General features: G+C 71.7%; 15 protein-coding genes. 9 read left to right on the top strand and 6 right to left on the bottom strand.

Annotated elements, in window-relative coordinates:
* The first annotated feature begins 3 nt into the window (after positions 1 to 3).
* Together ABZT18_RS17130 and ABZT18_RS17125 are read left to right on the top strand one after the other, a co-directional pair.
* Positions 4 to 1,191: a DUF58 domain-containing protein gene (locus ABZT18_RS17130; RefSeq protein WP_355251741.1), complete on the top strand. Its 1,188-nt coding sequence runs from the start codon at positions 4 to 6 to the stop codon at positions 1,189 to 1,191.
* A complete protein-coding gene (locus tag ABZT18_RS17125) occupies positions 1,185 to 3,578 on the top strand; it encodes a transglutaminaseTgpA domain-containing protein (protein WP_355251738.1) in 2,394 nt (797 codons plus the stop codon). Before ABZT18_RS17130 ends, ABZT18_RS17125 begins: the two co-directional genes overlap by 7 nt.
* A 35-nt stretch (positions 3,579 to 3,613) precedes the next feature.
* On the opposite strand, the gene ABZT18_RS17120 is transcribed toward ABZT18_RS17125, so the two are convergent.
* Complete coding sequence (locus ABZT18_RS17120) at positions 3,614 to 4,573, bottom strand: LysR family transcriptional regulator (protein WP_355251735.1); 960 nt, start codon at positions 4,571 to 4,573, stop codon at positions 3,614 to 3,616.
* A gap of 123 nt (positions 4,574 to 4,696) precedes the next feature.
* Between ABZT18_RS17120 and ABZT18_RS17115 the strand changes: the two genes are divergently transcribed.
* The 4 genes from ABZT18_RS17115 to ABZT18_RS17100 are packed head-to-tail and all read left to right on the top strand — an operon-like array spanning position 4,697 to position 8,426.
* On the top strand, positions 4,697 to 5,953 hold the full coding sequence (locus ABZT18_RS17115; RefSeq protein WP_355251732.1) for an MFS transporter: 1,257 nt from the start codon (positions 4,697 to 4,699) through the stop codon (positions 5,951 to 5,953).
* Positions 5,954 to 5,988: 35 nt separating this feature from the next.
* Positions 5,989 to 6,834 (top strand): ATP-binding cassette domain-containing protein, encoded by an 846-nt coding sequence (locus tag ABZT18_RS17110; RefSeq protein ID WP_354992439.1) that lies wholly within the window; start codon positions 5,989 to 5,991, stop codon positions 6,832 to 6,834.
* A 12-nt stretch (positions 6,835 to 6,846) separates the two neighbouring features.
* Entirely contained in the window at positions 6,847 to 7,608 is a 762-nt protein-coding gene (locus ABZT18_RS17105; protein ID WP_354992440.1) for an ABC transporter permease, read from the top strand.
* Positions 7,609 to 7,652: 44 nt separating this feature from the next.
* Positions 7,653 to 8,426, top strand: a complete 774-nt coding sequence (locus tag ABZT18_RS17100; protein WP_355251729.1) for a MerR family transcriptional regulator — start codon at positions 7,653 to 7,655, stop codon at positions 8,424 to 8,426.
* Positions 8,427 to 8,563: 137 nt separating this feature from the next.
* Here the strand turns inward: ABZT18_RS17100 and ABZT18_RS17095 are convergent, their stop codons facing one another.
* Positions 8,564 to 9,355, bottom strand: coding sequence for an SDR family oxidoreductase (locus tag ABZT18_RS17095; RefSeq protein ID WP_354992442.1), 792 nt, complete (start codon positions 9,353 to 9,355; stop codon positions 8,564 to 8,566).
* The gene (locus tag ABZT18_RS17090; RefSeq protein WP_354992513.1) at positions 9,352 to 10,335 is read right to left on the bottom strand and encodes an LLM class F420-dependent oxidoreductase; all 984 of its coding nucleotides are present in this window, start codon (positions 10,333 to 10,335) and stop codon (positions 9,352 to 9,354) included. Before ABZT18_RS17090 ends, ABZT18_RS17095 begins: the two co-directional genes overlap by 4 nt.
* 155 nt (positions 10,336 to 10,490) lie before the next feature.
* On the opposite strand from ABZT18_RS17090, the gene ABZT18_RS17085 reads away from it, so the two are divergent.
* Together ABZT18_RS17085 and ABZT18_RS17080 are read left to right on the top strand one after the other, a co-directional pair.
* On the top strand, positions 10,491 to 11,711 hold the full coding sequence (locus tag ABZT18_RS17085) for a low temperature requirement protein A (protein ID WP_354992443.1): 1,221 nt from the start codon (positions 10,491 to 10,493) through the stop codon (positions 11,709 to 11,711).
* A 76-nt stretch (positions 11,712 to 11,787) separates the two neighbouring features.
* Positions 11,788 to 12,651 carry a DUF1028 domain-containing protein gene (locus ABZT18_RS17080; RefSeq protein ID WP_355251726.1) on the top strand — a complete coding sequence of 288 codons (864 nt, stop codon included), beginning with the start codon at positions 11,788 to 11,790 and terminating at the stop codon, positions 12,649 to 12,651.
* 71 nt (positions 12,652 to 12,722) lie between these two features.
* Here the strand turns inward: ABZT18_RS17080 and ABZT18_RS17075 are convergent, their stop codons facing one another.
* Together ABZT18_RS17075 and ABZT18_RS17070 are read right to left on the bottom strand one after the other, a co-directional pair.
* Positions 12,723 to 13,391 (bottom strand): maleylpyruvate isomerase N-terminal domain-containing protein, encoded by a 669-nt coding sequence (locus tag ABZT18_RS17075; RefSeq protein ID WP_355251723.1) that lies wholly within the window; start codon positions 13,389 to 13,391, stop codon positions 12,723 to 12,725.
* Positions 13,392 to 13,399: 8 nt separating this feature from the next.
* A complete protein-coding gene (locus ABZT18_RS17070; RefSeq protein WP_354992514.1) occupies positions 13,400 to 14,287 on the bottom strand; it encodes a phosphatase PAP2 family protein in 888 nt (295 codons plus the stop codon).
* 185 nt (positions 14,288 to 14,472) lie between these two features.
* Here ABZT18_RS17070 and ABZT18_RS17065 point away from each other — a divergent pair, with 185 nt between their 5' ends.
* Positions 14,473 to 15,105 carry a DUF3159 domain-containing protein gene (locus ABZT18_RS17065; protein ID WP_355251824.1) on the top strand — a complete coding sequence of 211 codons (633 nt, stop codon included), beginning with the start codon at positions 14,473 to 14,475 and terminating at the stop codon, positions 15,103 to 15,105.
* A 316-nt stretch (positions 15,106 to 15,421) separates the two neighbouring features.
* Here ABZT18_RS17065 and ABZT18_RS17060 read toward each other — a convergent pair whose 3' ends face one another.
* Entirely contained in the window at positions 15,422 to 18,328 is a 2,907-nt protein-coding gene (locus ABZT18_RS17060; protein WP_354992446.1) for a glycoside hydrolase family 48 protein, read from the bottom strand.
* Between the last annotated feature and the right edge of the window lie 664 nt (positions 18,329 to 18,992).

Raw genomic sequence — 18,992 nt, 5'->3', positions numbered from 1 at the left:
GGTATGGGGATCACCGCCCGTGGAGTCGGGCTGCTCGTCGCCGCCGTCGTCCTGTTGGGGGCGGGTTTCCGGTTCGCGTACCCCGAGTTGACGCTGCTCGGCGCGGCGGCCCTCGCGGCCGTCGGCTACGCCGCGCTGGTCGCGGCCTGGCGGCCCCGGCTGACGGTGACCCGCCGCGCGGACCCGGACCGGGTGGCGCGCGGTGAGCCGGCGAGCATGACGTTGACCGTGCGCAATGCCGGCCGGTTCCGGTCGGCGAACCTGCTGGCCGAGGACCGCTGCGGGGAGCGGACCGTGCCGGTGCCGGTGCTGCGCCTGCGGCCCGGCCGGGACACCGAGGTCCGCTACGACGTGCCGACCCATCGTCGTGGGGTGGTGCCGGTCGGGCCACTACGGGTGACCCGGCGCGACCCGCTGGGGTTGGTGGCGCTGGCCCGCCCGTACGGTGCGGCGGTGCCGGTCTGGGTGCACCCCCGGATCCACCCGCTGACGGCGGTGCCCACCGGCGCGGGGCGCAGCCTCGACGGCCGGGTGGACGGGGTCCCCCACGGGTCGATCACGTTCGACTCGCTGCGGGAGTACGTGGTCGGCGACGAGCTGCGCCGGGTGCACTGGCGGACCAGCGCCCGGGTGGGTGAGCTGATGGTGCGGGAGAACGTGGACACCAGCCTGCCGCGCCTGGTCGTCCTGCTGGACAACCGCGCCGCCGCGCACCCGCAGCGGACGAACGGGGTCGCGGAGTCGTTCGAGTCGGCCTGTGAGGCTGCCGCGTCGATCGTCACCGCCGCGCACCACGCGGACCTACCGGTGGTGTTGCTGTTCGCCGCCGCGGAGCCGGACGCGCCGGCCGAGGCGGGGAGGCCCGGTGGGAAGGCGGACGTCGGCTCCGCGCTCGGGCCGCTGGACCGGCTCGCCGCCGCCGAGCTGTCCGACGATGGTGACGCGGTGCGCGCGGCCACCACCCGGCTGCGGCAGGACCGGCTCGGTGACACGCTGATCTTCCTGACCGGGCCGGGTGGCCGGGGCGAGCTGGGGCACGTCGGGGCGCTGCGCGGCGCGTACCCGTCGGTGGTGGTCGGGGTGTTCGGCGCTGCCGAGCCCACGCCGCCGGGCGCGGCCGGCCTGGTGGTCGTCGACGCGGCGGACGGCGCGCGGTTCGCCGCGGAGTGGGACGGGGTACGCCGGTGGTGACGCACGTCGTGCGGGTGCTGCGGGCGGCCGTCGTCCCGCTGGCGCTGATCGCGCTGACCGCGCTCGCCGGGGTGGTGCTCGGCCGGGTGTACGCGGGTGACCTGCTGGCCTGGCTGGTCATCGGCGCCGCAGCCGGTTCGGTGCTGGTCAGCGTGGCAGCCCGGCGGCTGCCGTCCTGGCTGGTGGCGCCGGTGTCGGTCGCCGCGATGGCCGCCTGGACGCTCTGGTCGCTGCGGCTGGCCGCCACCCGCGCCGACCTACCGGGCGGCCTGTTGGAGGTCACCGCCGACGCGGCCCGCAACGGCATCCCCCGGCTGCTCACCGCGATGATTCCGGTGGAGCCCACACCGGACACGGTGCTGGTGCCCGTTGTCGCGGCCTGGCTGGCCGGGCTGGCGGGTGCGGAGGTGGCGCTGCGCACCGGCCGGGTGCTGTTGGGTTATCTGCCGGCCGCGGGGCTCTACGCCGCCGCCCTCTACGCGGTTGGTCCGAATGCCGAACCGGCGGTCGGGGCGACGCTGGCGTTCGTCGCGGTCGCGGCGGTCGGCCTGGCGGCCCCGTCCGGTACGGCACCGGCCGGCGGGGATCCGGCCGCTGATCTGGCCCCCCGGGTACGCGCGGCGGTGCGGCTCCGGCTGGCCACCAGCGCGGCGCTCGGGGTGGCCCTGGTGGTCGGGCTGGTCGCGCTGCTCGGCCCGGTCGTCGCCGATCAGGTCGACGGCCGGCCGGTGGACCCGCGCCGGTACGTGGAGCCGCCGCAGGTGCAGACGCTCGACGAGAACCCGTTGATCCGGATCTCCGGCTGGGCGCTGCACCCGGAGCAGAGGCTTCTCGACGTGAGCACGGAGCGCCCTGATGCGCAGGCGCCCGGCGACGCCGCACCGGGCACAGAGCCGTCCACCGAAGGGAGACCGGCGACGGACAGTGTGCGGATCCGGTTGGCGGTGCTCAGCGACTACGACGGGGTGACCTGGCGGGTCGGCGCGACGTACCGCAACGCCGGTCGGATCCTGCCGGCCGCCACGCCGCCTCGGGACAGCACCGTGGAGACGGTCCGCCAACAGGTCACCGTGGCGGAGCTGAGCGGTCGCCTCCTGCCCGCCGTGGCGACACCGCGCGAGGTCAGTGGCGCGCGGGTGGCGTACGACCCGGCGACCGGGACGCTGATCCGGCCGGAGGGGTTGACGCCGGGGCTGCGCTACACGGTGACCTCTGCCGAGGAGCGCCCGGACAACAACCTGCTGCCCACCGCGAACGTGCCCGCCGGTGATGAGGTGGCCCGGGTGCTGCGCGTCGCCGACGGGGTGCCGGACCCGATGCGCCGGCTGGCCGCGCAGCTCGCCGAGGAGAACGGCGCCCCGTTCGCGCGGGCTTCGGCGATCGAGCAGTTCCTGGCTGAGCACTATCGGGTGGTGGCGGACGCGCCGAGCGGGCACGCGTACCCGAATCTGGGTTTCTTCCTCTTCGGGCCGCGCAGCGGCGGCGGGCAGGAGGGCACCTCGGAGCAGTTCGCGGCGGCGTTCGCGGTGCTCGGCCGGCTCTCCGGGCTGCCGACCCGGGTGGTGGTGGGCTTCCGGGCCAGCGGGCAGGGGCCGGTGCTGGCCGGTGACGCGTACGCCTGGCCGGAGGTGCTCTTCGACGGGCTGGGTTGGGTGTCGTTCGACCCGCTGCCCCGCCCGAACGATGAGCCGAGGCCGGTGGAGGAGGATTTCCGCCCGACGCCGGAGGACCCGCCGCCGTCGGAGGCGCCAGCGCCCACCGTGGAGCCCACGGCCTCGCCCGAGCCGGTCGCTGCCCCCGACGGGCCGCCCGCCCCCGGCGGGGTGCCCACGCCGGTGCTGGTCGCGGGCGGCAGCGGTGGCCTACTGCTGCTGGTGGGAGCCATGCTGCTCACGCTGCTGACGATGCGCCGCTCACTCAGCCGTGCCCGGCTGGGCCGGGAGGATCCCGCACAGCGCATCGTCGGCGCCTGGCGGGAGGTCACCGACGCGCTGCGCTTGGCGGGGAGGCCGGTCGGCGACGACCTGGCGGCCACCGAGGTGGCCGGCCAGGCTCGGCAGGCCCTGCTCGACGCTCGCATCAGACGATCCGGCGGCAGGCCGGGCGACCCGGACGCCGCCGCCAGCGGCGACCACCGCGAGGCACCGGGCGCGGTGGCCCTCGTGCCCGGCGGCACGGGCCAGGCGCCGGCCGGGGCCGGGGTCGGGGTCGACGACCTGGCCGCTCTGCTCAACCAGGTGGCCTTCGCGCCCGGCACCGCCACCGCGGCCCAGGCCGACCACGCCGGTGCGGTGGCCACCAACTACGTGGAGGGGCTGCGCGCCGCCCGCCCGTGGTGGCGACGGCTGCTCTGGTCCATCCACCCGGGCCCGCTACGCCGCCGCTGACCGCCCGCGTAGCGGACATCTTGGCGCACGTGTCGTCAACGTGCGCTGTCGCCGTCCTTGCGGCGTGGCTTCGTTGCCCAGGATGGGCGCCAGGTGGTCTCCGGGAGGGGTGCCAGGTTTCCGAAGTGGTTGATGATCGCCCGGAGTCCCGGATGGGGGTTCGTTCTGGGAAGAATGAGGGAGATCGGGTATGCGAGCGTCGGGTTGACGATCGGGATGCGACGCAGGTCGTGGTTCGTCGGCCAGATGTACCGGTCGCGCGCCCCGACGAGGGTGGCCACGTCCGCGGAGTCCGCGAGGGTGTCCAGGAGCACCTCGTCGCCGAAGTGCGGGCCTGCCGCGTCGATGCGGAGGTCGAAGTCGGTGGCGAGCTGATCGTAGAACTCCGCCCATTCGCTGCGCGGCGCGATGCCCGGCACCCAGATCCGGTGCTTGCGCAGGTGGAGTGGCGTCAGTGTTCGTGCTGAGGCGAGCGGATGTCGCGGGCCGACGAGGAGTTCCACCGGGGAGTCGAACGCGTGGATCATCTGCACGTCGCGCGGCAGCGTCGCCGGGTCGGTGACGCTGCGGAACGAGGCGTCGATGTCGCCTGCCTCGACGGCGGCGACCGCCACGCGCGGGTCGTTGACCTTGAGCGTGACCACGTCGAGGTTGGTGCCGGGATGCGACCGCCAGTAGTCGTGCAGCACAACGGCCTGCGCGCTTCGCAGGCCGAGCACGTCGATCCGAAGGGCACGGGAGCCCGGCCTGACCGCCGCGACGGCACGCTCGACACCCGTGACGATGCTCCGGGCGTGCGGGAGAAACGCCTGACCGTCGAGCGTCAGCTCGACCCCCCGGGCGGTACGGGTGAAGAGGCGGACCTCCAGCTCGCGCTCCAGGACGGCGATCCGTTTGGAGACCGCCTGTTGCGTCACGCCCAGCTCGTCGGCCGCCTGTTGCAGTTGGCCGAATTCGGCCGCGCGGACGAACGATCGCAGCCCCTCGGTATCCATCAGGCGATCGTAGGCGGGCACAACTGATCGTTGTGGCTCGCCGAGCGGCCGGTTGTTTGATCGCACTCTGACGTGGCTGGTCTGATTCCGGCACCAAACCGTCGGTTGTTGCGAGGGAGTCACGTGGGCGTGCGGTTGGGGTCCAGTTTCGGGTGGCTGTGGTCGGCGTACGCCGTCAGTACGTACGGCACGTGGATCGCTTTCGGGGCGTTCCCGCTCATCGCGGTTCAGGTGCTGCACACGCAGGCATTCGCCGTCTCGCTCCTGGGAGCCGCCGGGCTTGCCGTCGCCGCGATCGTCGCCGTGCCGTTCGGGCCCTGGGTCGAGTACCGGGCCAAGCGTCCGGTGATGATCGCGATGGACCTGATCCGGTTCCTCGCCATGGCGAGCATTCCGATCGCGTACCTCCTCGGCCTGCTGTCGTACGGCCAACTGCTGGTCGTCTCGGTCATCTGCGGAACCGCGAGCATCGCCTTCACCGCCGCCTCCGGCGCATACCTGAAACACCTCGTCAAGAACGAGCATCTGCTTGTCGCGAGCGGGAGATTCGAAGGCACGAGCTGGGTGGCGATCGCGGCGGGCCCGCCCATCGGCGGCGCGCTCATCGGGCTACTCGGGCCGGTCACCACCGTCGCCGCCGACGCCGTCAGCTACCTGCTGTCCGCGCTGGGGGTCCTCCTCATCCGCGGAAGCGATGTCGCGGCACCCCGCGATCCCGCAACCAGGATGCGCGCCACCGACCTTCTCAACGGTTGGCGATTCATCCTCCACGACAGCGTCCTCCGACGGCTGTTCCTCAATTCCGTGACAGTCAGCGGTCTGATCATGGCCACCAGTCCGCTCCTGGCCGTCCTCCTGCTCGGTCAATACCACTTCCCCGCCTGGCAGTACGGTCTCGCTTTCGGAATCCCGGCACTCGGCGGCTTCGCGGGTGCCCGCCTCTCCGCACCCCTCGTCGCCCGCTACGGTCGCCACCGCGTCATGATCGTGTCCGGCTGGCTGCGCTCGATCTTCCCGCTCGGTCTCGCGTTGACCCAACCCGGCATCCCCGGGCTCCTCACGGTGATCATCGTCGAGGGCCTGCTGATCACCTGCATGGGCGTCTTCAACCCCATCAACGCAACAGAACGCCTGCAACGCACCCCCGACGATCACGCCGCACAGGTCCTCACCGCGTGGAGTGTCAGCAGCAGACTCTCCCAGGCCCTGCTCATGGCGATCTGGGGCATCCTCGCCACACTCACCAGCCCGCTCACCGCGATCACCATCTCCGGCGTCCTGCTGCTCGCCACCCCGCTCCTGCTGCCCAACCGGACACACCTGCCCGACGCGGAGCCCGTCGAGTCGGCCGAAGACCGCCAGGTCGCCCTGCGGGCTTGACCTTGACGCTGCGTCAACCCTCCATGCTGCCTGCCATGAGCATTTCGCCAACAACCAATCAGGTCCCGGGGCCTGCGATCCACGTGCAGGGACTGGAGAAGTCGTACAAGGAGCTGCGTGTGCTGCGCGGCGTGAACCTCGACGTGGCGCGGGGCAGCATCTTCGCCCTGCTCGGCTCGAACGGGGCGGGCAAGACCACGGTGGTGAAGATCCTGTCCACGCTGCTCAAGGCCGACACAGGGACTGCCCGGGTCAACGGCTTCGATGTCGCGACACAGGCCGCCGACGTACGCGAGTCCATCAGTCTGACCGGGCAGTTCGCGGCGGTCGACGAGATCCTCAGCGGGCGGGAGAACCTCGTCCTGGTAGCCAGGCTGCGGCACCTCAAGGACCCGGGCGCGATCGCGGACGACCTACTGGGGCGCTTCTCACTGACCGAGGCGGGCCGCCGGAGGGTGGCGACGTACTCCGGTGGCATGCGCCGTCGTCTGGACATCGCGATGAGCCTCATCGGGAACCCGTCGGTCATCTTCCTCGACGAGCCGACGACCGGGCTGGACCCGGAGGCGCGCATCGAAGTGTGGCAGGCCGTCAAGGAACTCGCCGCGGGAGGCACGACCGTGCTGCTCACCACTCAGTACCTGGAGGAGGCAGAGCAACTCGCCGACCGGATCGCGATCCTCCACCAGGGTCGGATCATCGTCGACGGCACCCTGGCCGAGCTCAAACAGCTGCTGCCGCCCGCCAAGGTCGAATACGTCGAGAAGCAGCCCTCCCTCGAAGACGTCTTCTTCGCGGTCGTCGGCGACGCCAGCGAGGACGTCGATGGCAACGCCGCCAAGGGCAGCCAAGGCCGCATGACCGAGTCGAACAAGAAGTAAGGAACAACAACCATGGCCACGCACTTCTTCGCCGACACCGCCGTCCTCACGGGACGGACGATGCGCCACGTCACCCGCAGCATGGACACCATCATCACGACCGCGATCACACCGATCGCCATCATGCTGCTGTTCGTCTACGTGTTCGGCGGTGCGATCGACACCGGAGCCGTCTCGTATGTGAACTACATGCTGCCCGGCATCCTGCTCATCACGATCGCGTCGGGAATCTCCTACACCGCGTTCCGGCTCTTCAACGACATGCAGGGCGGAATCTTCGAGCGATTCCAGTCCATGCCGATCGCCCGATCAGGCGTGCTGTGGGCGCACGTCCTGACCTCGCTGGTCGCCAATGTGATCTCGCTCGTGGTCGTTGTCCTCGTCGCCCTCGCCATGGGCTTCCGCTCGGGAGCCGGCGTGCTGGCCTGGCTCGCGGTCGCCGGCATCCTCGTCCTGTTGACCCTGGCGCTGACCTGGATCGCCGTGATCCCTGGCCTCACCGCACAGTCGGTGGAAGGCGCGAGCGCATTCTCCTACCCGCTCATCTTCCTGCCGTTCATCAGCTCGGCCTTCGTGCCCACCGACACCATGCCCGGCCCGGTGCGCGCCTTCGCCGAACACCAACCGGTGACCTCCATCGTCAACACGATCCGCGACCTGCTCACACAGCAAGCGGTCGGCACCGGCATCTGGATCGCCCTCGCCTGGTGCGTCGGCATCCTCATCGTCGCCTACTTCTTCGCCACCCTGTCCTACCGCCGCAAGATCTCCTGAGCCGTGTCGACCGGGTCTGGACGAGGTGGGGGCAGGATCAGAGCATGCTGACGATCGGTCAACTGGCGGCGTACGCCGGCGTCACCGTGCGGGCGGTGCGGCACTATCACCAGATCGGGCTACTGCCCGAGCCGGAACGGGATGCTTCGGGTTACCGGCGGTATGGCGCAACGGCAGTCGTGTCCCTCATCAAGATCCGCACCCTCGCCAACGCCGGCGTGCCGCTGTCCCAGATCGGTCAGATGCTCGAAGCCGACGCGTCGACCTTTGCCGAGACCATCCAGCGGATCGACAGCCACCTGCGGGACGAGATCGAACGGCTTGAGTCCAGCCGCAAGCAGATCGCGCAGCTCAATGCCGGGGACAGTCTGGCGCTCTCACCGCAGGTGGTGTCCTACCTCGATCGACTTCGGGCCATCGGGGCGTCGAAGCGGATGGTGGAGGCTGAACGGGACGGGTGGATCCTGGTCGCGGCTCGCTGGCCCGATGACATCCTCGAGTGGATGCCGGCGAAACTCGCGCAGCTGGACGACCCGCAGGTCGTTCGGCTCTATCGGGTCCTGTCGGAGATCTTCGACAGCGACGCGGCCGAGGACGCGCTGCTGGAGGAGGCCGCCGACATCATGGCCGCCCTGGTCGAGCAGGCCTACAGTTCCGGTGACGTCCTCGTCGACGAGGCGCAGGGTGATCTGCCTGACCTTCTGGACGCGCTCGCCGTCGAAACCGACCCGCGAGCGGAGCGACTGCGGAACCTGATGCGCGAGCGTGGCTGGTCCGGTTGGACCCGGGTGGAGCGGCTGGCGAAGCCGCCCGACTAGGGCCATCGGCGACCTTCGGCTGGCTGGTCCGACTCGGCCGGTCCTGACCGAGCCAGGCCAGCCCGCACCGGACCAGGCCGGACCAGGCCAGGCCAGGCCAGGCCAGGCCGCGCCGGACCAGGCCAGGCCGAGGCAGGTCAGGCGGTCAGGCGGCGGACGAGCTTCCGTAGGCCGGCCTGCCAGCCGTCCGGGTCCTCCGCGCGGCGGCGTGCGTAGTCGGCGACCTCCGGGTGCGGCAGGATCAGGAAGCGTTCCTCGGCCAGGCCGGCGATGGTCGCGTCGGCGACCTGGTCCGGGGTGAGCACCGCGCCGGAGGCCTCGATCACCCGGGCGCCGAGGTGGCCCTCGCGGATTCCGTCCGCGAGCATCGGGGTGTCCACGCCCTGGGGGCAGAGCGCGCTGACACAGATGCCCCGGTCCCGGTAGGTGATGGCCAGCCACTCCGCGAACCCCACCGAGGCGTGCTTCGTCGCGGTGTACGCGGCGTCGCCCACGGCGGTCAGCACACCCGCCGCCGAGCAGGTGTGCAGCAGGTGGCCACCGCCCCGGGCGAGCATTCCGGGCAGCACCGCACGGGCCGAGTAGACGTGCGCGAGCACGTTGACCCGCCACGCCCGGTCCCAGCCGACGTCGTCGACCTCCACTCCCCCGCCGGTGGTCACCCCCGCGTTGGCGCAGAACAGGTCGATCCGGCCGTACCGCTCCTCGGTGTCGGCGACCAGCGCGCGGACCTGCTCCTCGTCGGTGACGTCGAGGGCGCTGGCATGGGCGACCGGGCCGATGCCCTCAGCCACCGCGCGGGCCGCGTCGACGTCCAGGTCGGCGACCACCACGGCCGCGGCACCCTCGGTGGCGAAACGGCGCGACAACGCGCCCCCGATGCCGCCGGCGCCGCCGGTGACCACCACGATCCGGTCGGTGAGGTTCACTCGGACGCTCCTGCGGGGTCGGTGCCCAGCTGGGCGATGAGGGTGAGCAGCGCGGCGGCGCCACCGGCGGTGGTCTCCGGGGTGGGCAGCAGTGCGAGGACCGGTACGTCCACACCGGCGTCGGCGTAGCGGCGGACCTGGGTGCGGCACCGCTCCGGTGAGCCGTGCAGCACCAGGGCGTCGACCACCTCGTCCGGCACTGCCGCGCTGGCACCGCGCCGGTCACCGGCAGCCCAGGCCTCCCACATCGGCGCCAGGGCCTCGTCGCGGCCGAGCCAGCGGTGAAACTCGGCGTACGCCGGGACGGTGAGGTAGCTGGTGATCAGCCGGCGGCCCAGCGCTCGGGCGTACACGGCGTCCTCGGTGGGACAGACGAAGATCCGGGCGGCGATCTCGAAGCCGGCGCGCCGCTCACCCAGCTCGGCGAGGGCGCGTGGCACGTCGTCGGCGCTGAGCCAGTTGAGGATGACCCCGTCGGCCTCCGCGCCGGCCAGCCGGAGCATCCCCGGGCGCAGCGCGGCGAGCAGGATCGGCGGCGGCACCGCCGGCGGTCGTTCCAGCGTGAACCGGCGCACGGTGAACGTGTCGTAGACCTCGTCCACGGTCTCGCCGCGCAGTGCGGCACGCAGGAAACGCAGAACGTCCCGGGTCCGCAGGAACGGCTCGTCGAACCGCACCGCGTTCCAGTCCCGCACGAGCACCGGTGAGGACGCGCCGATGCCCAGCGAGAACCGGCCCGGCGCGGCCTCCGCCAGCGCCGCCGCGCTCATCGCCAGCAGCCCGGGGCCCCGGGTGAAGACCGGCGTGATCGCGGTGCCGAGCCGCAGCCGGGGCTGCCAGGCCGCGGCGAGCGCCAGCGGGGTGAACGCGTCGGTCCCGGCGACCTCGGACGACCAGACGTCGGTGAACCCGGCCCGGTCGAGCGCCGCGTAGACCGCGTCATGGTCGGTCAGCACGATCCCGCCCAGCGGCACCGTCATGCCCCATCGATTCGTCACCGATTGATCGTGCCCGTTGACAGGGTGCCCGAGCAAGATCCCCGTACTGGGCAGAATCGCCGGTTTCCGGCCGTCCGTGCCACCGGATGGTGTTACGACTTCGAGGTGGACCGGACCAACGGCGCAGGCCGCTGACCATGGGATCCAGGGCAGCGGGACGCCTGGAGCCGGTCCCTGCGGCGGCCGCTCCCAACCGGGCCACCTTCCTGGAACTCTTCTTCGACCTGGTGTACGTCTTCGCGCTCACCCGGATCTCCGCGCGCGCGTTCGAGGACCTGACCCAAGACCCGGGTCGGGCGCATGGCTGGGGAACGGTCACCGGCGGCGGCAAGACCCTGCTGTTGCTGCTCGCCCTCTGGGCGGTCTGGCAGGGCACCGCGTGGACGACCAGCCGGTACGACCCGTACAAGGTGCCACTGCAGACCGTGGTGATCACCGCGTTGGTGTGCAGCATGGTGATGGGGGTGGCGATCCCCCGGGCGTTCAGCCAGACCGCCCTGATGTTCGCGGTGGCGTACGTGGTCGCGCAGGTGATCCGCCCTCTGATCCTGTCGATCGCGCTGGGACCACACCCGTACCGCCGCTTGAAGGTGCGCATGACGGTGGTGTACGCCGTCAGCGGGGTGTTCTGGATCAGCGGTGCGCTGCTGTCCGTCAATGCGCAGGTGATCCTCTGGACGGCGGCACTGATCATCGAATACCTGGCCGGCCGGTACGGCTGGCCGGTCCCGGGGCTGGGCCGGTCGACGATTTCGAGGTGGGACATCGCCGGGGAGCACCTGGCCGAGCGGTACCAGCAGTTCTTCCTCGTCGCGCTGGGCGAAACGATCCTGGTGGCGGGTTTCGCGTACAGCAGGGGGCCGTACGAGACGGGGCACGCGTGGGCGTTCGCGCTGGCGCTGGCCACCTCGATCATGCTGTGGCGGATCTATGTGCAGCGCGCCGGGCGGATCCTGGGTGAGGCCGTGATGAAGGCCCGGCACCCGGCCAACATCGGCCGCTCGGCGGCCGACACCCACCTGCTGATGGTGATCGGTCTTGCCTCGACCGCGATCGGCTACGAGCTGATCATCGAGCATCCGCTGGAGCGGATCCCGGGGCCATGGCTCGCCATGGTGCTCGGCGGCCCGGCGCTGTTCCTGGCCGGTCGGGCCCGCCTTGAGTACGAGGTGTTCGCGCGGGTCTCCCCATCCCGGTGGATCGCCCTCCTGGTGCTGGCGGCGTCGGCGGTGCCGCTGCTGTTCCTGCCCGGTCTGGCCGCGACGGGTGTCGGGGTGCTGGTGTTGGCCGCGGTCGCGGTCGCCGACGCCCGCCGGGCGCGCGGGGCACCACCGGAGGCTCCCGCGCCACCCTTCTGAGACGCCGCCGCACCACCCCTTCTGAGGCAGTGACGCACGGCGATCTCCTGTCGGCGCGGCCGGTTAGTCTCGGCGGGTGACCTTCTCGCTTGTCGCCCGCTCCGCCGATGGCCGCCTGCACGGCGTCGCGGTCGCCAGCAAGTTCCTCGCCGCCGGAGCGCTGGTGCCGGCCGCCGCCGCCGACGTGGGCGCACTGGCCACCCAGGCGCACGTCAACCTCGCCTACCGTCCGCAGGGCCTCACCCTGCTGCGCACCGGCGTGGCCGCCGCCGACGTGGTGGCCGGGCTGGTCGCCGCCGACCCCGAGCGGGAGCACCGCCAGCTCGGCGTCGTGGGAGCCAGCGGTCCGGGTGCCAGCTGGACCGGGCCGGCCTGCCATGCGTGGGCCGGCGGGCGGACCGGTGACGGCTGGGCCGCGCAGGGCAACGTGCTCACCGGCCCGGAGGTCGTCGACGCGCTCGGTGATGCCTGGCTGGCGGGGTCGGCGCTCCCGTTCGCCGAGCGGCTGGTCGCCGCGCTGCGGGCCGGCGACGAGGCCGGCGGCGACCGACGCGGCCGGCAGAGCGCCGGCCTGCTGGTGGTCGAGCGCGGCGGCGGGTACGGCGGCACCAGCGACGTGGTGGTCGATCTTCGCGTCGACGACCACCCGGACCCGGTTGGTGAGCTGGGTCGTCTGCTCGCCGTGCACACCATGCTGTTCAGCCGGCCCGACCCGGCCACCCTGCTCGACCTGAGCGGCGCGGTCGCGGAGGAGGTGGCGGCGTTGCTCAGCGCGCTGGGCCATCCGGTGGTCGAAGACGGGACGGAGGCAGCGCTGATCTCCTGGGCCGGGCTGGAGAACCTGGAGGAGCGGCTGGTGCCAGGGCGGATCGACCCGGTGGTGCTGACGCACCTGCGCGGCGTCGCCCCCCACGTCCCCGCACCCCGCTCCGCCAGCTGACCCGCCTGGGCGGGCAGCGACCGGAGCCGACAGCGACCGGAGCCAGTGACCGGAGCCAGTGACGATCGGGGTCAGCGGCCGAAGGCGAGCCAGCGAAAGCCGGCCGCGTCGATCGCGGCCTGTTCCGGGGCGGTCAGCGCCGCGCGGCCGGTGGTCTTGCGGATCAGGGTCAGCCGGTCCCAGCGCAACCCGGCCGGTGCCGGTCGTCCAGCCGTGAGCAGATCAGCGATCACCGCAGCCGCCGCAGCGGTGAGCCACGGGGGCCGGCCCAGCGCAGCGGCCAGGTCCAGACCGTGCACGCCCACCTCGACGACCCGGGTCCGCAGGAACTCGGTGAGGAGCATCGCGTCGCCGTGCCGGGTCCGGACCACCCGATCGGGCGGCGCGGCGGCGACCGCCGCGTCGGTGGCCCTCCAGGCCCGGTCCACCTCGCTCGCCAGCGCCGCCCGGTCCACCTGTCGGGCGTCGCGCCGACCACCGGCGATCCGGTCCGCGTCCACCTGCGGGGTGAACTTCGCCGTGCCGAAGTAGCCGGCGGCGTCCACCTCGGCGCGTGGCGGGGCCGGCGCGGCGAGCATGTCGGTCAGCCGGCCGATCCCGGTACGTACGTGCGCGATCAGCTCCCGGACGGTCCACGGCGGGCAGTCGGTGGGCAGGTCGAGGTCGCCGTCGACCAGCTCGGCCAGGATCTCGGTGAGCCGCGCGCACTCGGCGGAGAACGCCGTGCGGACCGGGTCCACCGGCCGGCTCAGCCCTTGACCCGGGGCACCAACCGGTGCACGACGGTGAGCGCCAGCGCCATCACCACCGCCATCGTGCCGGCGATCCCGGCAGCGCTGCCCGCGTACCCGACGAACAGTGGCCGGCGGGCCAACTCGTCCGGCCCGGTGTCGCGCAGCTCGACCAGCCAGGCCAGAGACAGCCCGCAGGCGACCAGGGCGAGCACACCGCCCACCCCGAGGACCAGCGCTGCGATCCGGTGCGCGTCGCCGGGGGCGATCTCGGCCTGCTCCCGCTGGGTGATCAGCAGGACCAGCCCGGCCAACGCCGCCCAGACGCCCACCACCAGGTACGCCGCGACCGCGTCGCTGGGCCGGTGCCAGCCGGCGGAGAGCGTGGCGACTCCGGCGGCGGCGGCATAGCCGGCACCGATGAAGGCGCCCACCGCCCGCACCTTGGGCGGCAGGACGAGCATCAGCGCGACCGCCACCGACGCGGCCACCGTGGCGTGCCCGCTGGGCAGGCTGTTGCCCACCCCCGCGCGCTCCGGGTCGAGACCGTAGTCGGGCCGGCTCAGCCCGTGCTTCAGGAGCTGGGTCGAGACGTTCGCACCGGCGATCAGCAGGGTCGCGGTGATGGCCAGGGCGATCCGCCCCCGGATCAGCGCGATGAAGCCGATCGTCGCGGTGGCGGCCAGCAGGGAGACCACGGACATCGCGTTGAGGATCCGGTCGACGGGGCCGTCGATAGTGTCCTGCCCGATCCGATTGCCTGTCAGGGCGACGGTGTCCACCCACTGGCCGATCTCGGTGTGCACGGCCACCCGCCACACGGCGACAAAGGCAGCCGCCTGGACGAGGGCCAGTACGACCAACCAGACCGCGGTCCAACCCCGTGCCGTCGCGCGCATCCGCACACCGTAGCGGCCGGTGTCGGACGGCCGGGCGGTGGCCCGCCGCCCGTCGCCGGTTAGGTTGTCCCGGTAGCGAGGAGGCGGTGGTGGGCGGAACACCGGAGCGCGACAGCGGCCCGACCGCACCCGGCCCGGACCAGCGGTCGGACGCCGATCCGGGCCCTGGAGGGCCGGCACGGGACGAGTCGCTGGCGGATCTGCTGGGCGGGCGACGCGGTGCCATCGATGCCACCCTGCCGCCGCTGGCATTCGCTGCGGGCTGGCTGCTGGGCGGCGAGTCGCTGTGGGGTGGGGTCGTCGCGGCGCTGGCAGTCGGCGCGGTGGTGGCCGGCGTACGGCTGCGTCGGGGTGACCGGCCCCGATCGGTGCTGATCGGGTTGCTGGCCGTCTGCGTCGCGGCGTTGATCGCGGTGCGCACCGGCCGGGCCGAGAACTTCTTTCTGATCCAGGTGCTCTCCAACGCCGCCAGCGCACTCGTCTGGGCGGTCAGCATCGTGGTGCGCTGGCCGCTGCTCGGTGTGCTGGTCGGCACGGTGCTGGGCCAGCGTGCCCGGTGGCGGCGCGACCCGGCGCTGAGACGCGGGTATGGCCGGGCCAGTTGGGTGTGGACGGCGACCTACCTGGCGCGGCTCTCGGTGTTCGTGCCGCTGTACCTGGGTGGGCAGGTGCTCGCGCTGGTGGTGGCCCGGGTGGCCCTGACCTGGCCGCTGGTCGCCGCGGCGCTGGCACTGAGCTGGGTGGTGCTGCGCCGGTCGTTGCCGGCCGGGCACCCGGGTCTGCGTCATCCGGTCACCGGAGACCCGGCCGCACCGCCCCGTTGACCCGAGCGGATCGGGGCGGTGGCGGGGCAAATAAGTGGAGAGGCCGCCACGGGGGGAGCGGCCTCTCCGGTGACGTACGTTACTCCGTCGCCGACTTCGGCGTGATCCCGTGGCGGCCCGAATTTCTGGGCTTTTTGGCGGCTAGCTCCAGTCCGGGCGGTGGGGTGGGCCGGCCGATCCGCTGCGTCGGCCAGATGGCCGACCCACCCCGGCCTGACCGTGGGTGTCAGGCCGTCCGGCGGCCGGGGCCGTCGTTACCGGGCCCGGCCGAACCCGGGGTGGACGGTGCACACGCACCGCCCACCCCGGGTCGCTGTCAGCCGTTCGGGAACAGGCTGCCGTAGTCGGCGTACGCCATGGCGACGTCAGCCTGCGCCCAGAACCGGTGGTAGTTGAAGCTGGGCTCCGCGCCACCGTCCAGGTAGGCCTGCACCTTGGGCCAGTCCGGGTCGTTCTTGTAGAAGGACCGGATGTCGAGGAAGCTCTTGCCGGCGGCGATGGTGTCGCCGTTCGGCATCTTCCCGGTCCAGCCCGACGGGACGTAGAGGCCCTGCCCGGTGGACGCGTTGTAGGTGTCGTCGAAGCGCCGGTAGTCGCCACGCTTCTCGGTGGTGGAGACGCCCTTGGCGTCGCTGGCGGCCGACAGCGCGTCGAGCAGCCCCTTGGCGGTGTCCTTCGCCGCGACGTTGCCCGACTTGGCCGCGTACGCGATAAGGGTCCGGGCGTAGGCGGCGGTGACGCCGACGTCCTGGCCCTTGACGGTGACCTCGACGTGCAGGTTGGTGTTGGGCTGCGGGTTGGACGGGTTCCAGGTGGTCGGCTGACCGGTCCACGCCATGTCCGACGGGATCGACCAGTTGGTGCCGACGGTGGTGTTGGCGATCGCCCACGGCACCCACTTGTCCAGAAGCGCCTTGGCCTTCGCATTGCCGGTCTGCAGGTACAGCTCGGCGATGCGCTGCATCGACCAGGCCTGCATGCCGAACCACTGGTTGGACGGCGGGTCGTTGTAGACCGGGTCGACGTCGTAGAACATGCCGTAGAAGGTGCTGGTGCCGGCCGGCGGCTGGGCGTAGCTGCCGTCCCAGCTGTTGGTGGCGCCACCGGCGATGCCGCCCTCGGCGGACTGCAACCAGGTGTAGAACTCCAGCTGCCGCTCGAAGCTCTTGGTCCAGTCGGCGACCGCGGTCGACGACTGCGGCTTGAGCTCCGGGGTGTTGGTCAGCGCCCAGGCCGCGAACGGGTTCTGGTAGCCGAAGTGGTTGTGGCTGGAGCCGATCCGCCAGGACCAGTTCTGGCTGGCGTCGTACGCGCCGCCCCAGGCGTAGTACCAGGACAGCAGGTAGTGCGCCGAGTCCTTGCCGCTGCCGGCGGGGCAGGTGCTCGCCCCGACGCAGTTGCCGATCTTCTTGAAGTACTTGTCGAACATCGCGTACCGCAGGTAGTCGCCCATCTTGGCGGCCTTGGTGATCGTGGCCGCGACGTCGGCCTGCTTGTTCTGCGCCTTGGCCCAGGTCAGCGCCCAGTACGCGGCCTGCACGGCGCGGGCGTCGGCGTCCGGGGCGTTGGTGTACTTCCACTGCTTGGCGGGGGCGCCGGTGTCCTTGACGAACAGGTCGAGGTAGCCGTACTGACCGCCGTGCTTGAAGGTGTCGCAGGACGGCTGCGGAACGGTCTCCCACACCGACTCCTGGGTGCCCCGCTGGAAGGTGTTGATGTAGGCCGGCTTGGTGGTGCCGTCACCGCAGCGGCCGAATCCGTAGGTGTTGTCGACGTCGATCAGCCAGTGCATACCGTAGATGTCGCCGGTGCCGTAGGTGGACTGCAACTCCGAGCGGAGCGGGTCCTGCCCGACCGAGATGTTCGGGTTCAGCGCCGAGGGGTACTGGCTGGGCAGGTTGTACTCCGCGGCGTACTGCGGCGTTCCCGCGGAGCCGGCGGTCGGCTGGTCGGCGTGCGTCGGGATGATGTACTTCTCCATCACCGTCCAGGCGTTGTTGAACGGCGCCCAGTTCTGGGTGACCCGCCCGTAGTTCGCCTCCAGCCAGAGCCAGAAGCTGAACGCCTCGGAGGTGGTCTCGTGACCGTGGTCGGGCGCCTCGACGATCAGCGTCTCGACCGAGTGGTACGGCACGCCCTCGGCGCTGAAGTAGCCCGAGTTCTTGATCTTGCCGTACTGGTCGAGGAACTTCTTGATGTAGGCGTTGTCGCCGCCCGGAGTGTCATTGTCGATCTCGGTGGCGGTGACCGCCAGCGAAGCGAGACCCGTGGCGGAGGCGGTGATGGTGGCGGCGCCCCCGACGGTGTCGGTGTCCTCCGCCGCGGCGACCGTGACGGTGACCCCGGTGTTCCAGTTGCTCGGGGTCAGCGTGGCGCTGGCCGGCGAGACCGTGACGTCGGAGTCGCCGGTGCGGATGAGGGTCACCGGCACACTGGCCGTCGGCGCGGCGCTGAGCTTCAGGTTGAAGGTGGCGGTGCCACCCTCGTTGACGCTCACCGCGGACGGAGTGGCGACCAGCGTCGGGCCGCTGGCGGCGCCGACGGTGAACGCCTTCTCGGCGACCCCGATGCCGTTGGCGTTGTCGTACGCCTTGGCCTGGACGGTGTAGCTGCCGGCCGGCAGGTCCTCCTGGGTGTAGGCGTACGGGGCGGAGGTGTCGGTGTTGATCAGCAGACCGTTGCGGTAGAACTCGACCTTGCTGATCGTCCCGTCCGGATCGCTGGCGGTGGCGGTCAGCGGCACGTCGGCCGGCGCGGTGAACGGCCCGCTCGGCAGGTTGAGCGAGACCGTCGGCGGCTGGTTGGCCGGCGTGCCGTTGCAGGGAGTGCCGTTCAGGGTGAACGAGGTGGGCTTCGGGTTGCTCCCCGAGTGGGCGCCGTTGAAGCCGATGGTGGTGGAGGCCCCGGTGCCGAGGTTGCCGTTGTACGACTCGTTGGTCGCGGTGACCTCGCTGCCGGACTGGCTGAACCTGGCCGACCAGCCCTGGGTGACCCGCTGGCCACTGTTCGGGAAGGTCCACTTGAGCGTCCAGTTGCTGACCGGGTCGCCCAGGTTCTTGATGGTGACGTTGGCGGTGAAGCCGGTGTTCCAGTCGTTGGTCGCGTAGACCACGTCGCAGGCGGGTGCGGCCTGCGCGGCGCCGGCGGGCAGGGTCACCCCGCCGATGGCGAGCACGGTGGCGGCGATGATCGCCACGCGACGGCGTCGTGCCAGTTGTCTCATGTGCGCGGTGTCTCCTCGGACCAGGCCGGGATGGTCCCCGGCGAGGCGCCTGCCCGCGAGGGTGGTGGTCCGCGGGAGATTCGAGGCGCCGGGAAGGTGGTCTCCCCCGGGCCCGGCCGGGGTACGGCGGTGCGGCCTGCGCGGGAGGGGGTCCCGCCGGCTGCGATCGGGTGACCGTGACCGGAACTGGTGCTGCCGGCTGCCCTCGGCGGACCCGCATTCACGCGAGGTGGCTCCTGTCGCGTTGAATCGACAGTCTGCCATGGAAGCGCTCCCACAACAAGCGTGCTGATGGCGGGATCAGCTCCTTGTTTCGATCTCGTTTTGGGTCTTTCACAATGGCGTGACGGGCGTTACAGTCGCAACATCGGTCGATGGGAGCGCTTCCATCGACAAGGTTCCAACAAGAAGATCGCCGGGTCCGTCACTGACGGACCCGGGGAACCAGCCCGAGGGCTGACGACGGGCCAGCCCGGACGCCGCCGTCAGCCATCGTCCCGCCACATGGAGGGAGGTGGAACCAGAGCCACTCGCGTGGCCCGGCTCCCGCGCGACACGCACGGCAGGACCCAAATTCCGCCCGTGCGTGTGCAGTTACGGTGGGGACGGGGGTTGCCCTCCCCCGTCCCCACACTAAACCCCCGTACTCGATGGGAAAAGAGGC

The sequence above is a fragment of the Micromonospora sp. NPDC005291 genome (genome assembly GCF_040607415.1).
Classification (GTDB): domain Bacteria; phylum Actinomycetota; class Actinomycetes; order Mycobacteriales; family Micromonosporaceae; genus Micromonospora.
Note: the sequence above shows the minus strand (reverse complement) of the source record. Positions and strands in the feature narration are given on the sequence as shown.